This is a genomic window from Mycobacterium persicum (assembly GCF_002086675.1).
GTDB classification, from domain to species: domain Bacteria; phylum Actinomycetota; class Actinomycetes; order Mycobacteriales; family Mycobacteriaceae; genus Mycobacterium; species Mycobacterium persicum.
Genome location: NZ_MVIF01000291.1, coordinates 1 through 640 on the forward strand (window position 1 = coordinate 1; position 640 = coordinate 640).

Genomic DNA, 640 nt, shown 5'->3' on the forward strand with positions numbered 1-640 from the left:
CCGATTCCGGCGCCGCCGTTACCGCCCGCCCCGCCGGCGCCCTTGCCGAGACCGGCGCTGCCGTCACCACCGGCCCCGCCGTCGCCAAACCACGAGCCGCCGTTGCCGCCGGAGCCGCCCGCCCCGCCGCTGACGTTGCCGTTGTAAGTCAGCCCGCCGGTGCCGCCGACACCGCCGTCGCCCCACAGCCTGGCGTTGCCGCCGTTGCCGCCGGCCCCAACGGTTCCATTGAAGAGAACAGCAAGATTGTTGCCGCCGACGCCACCGTTGCCGCCCGCGCCGATCAGCCCGCCGGTGCCGCCATTGCCGCCGGTGCCGGCGGTTCCCGCCGCAAGAACCCCACCAAGAGTGTCGCCGCCGGCCCCGCCGTCGCCGCCGTTGCCGAACACACCGCCGATGCCGCCTGCGCCGCCGCTGCCGGCGAGACCTCTGGTCGAGCTGCCGCCCGCCCCGCCGACACCACCGTTGCCAAAGAGCGACCCGCCGTTGCCGCCCGCACCGCCCGCACCGCTGGTACCACCGCTGGTCCCGGCGACGTTGTTCGTGGAGTTCCCGCCCTGCCCACCGGCGCCGCCGGTACCGAAGTACTGGGAGTTGCCGCCGGCACCGCCGGTTCCGCCGGTCCCGGTCGTGACGCTCC

At 75.6% G+C, this 640-nt stretch carries 1 pseudogene; it reads right to left on the minus strand.

The features are described from left to right. Positions 1–640 (minus strand): annotated as a pseudogene (locus tag BST40_RS30505) (hypothetical protein); the annotation flags it as partial.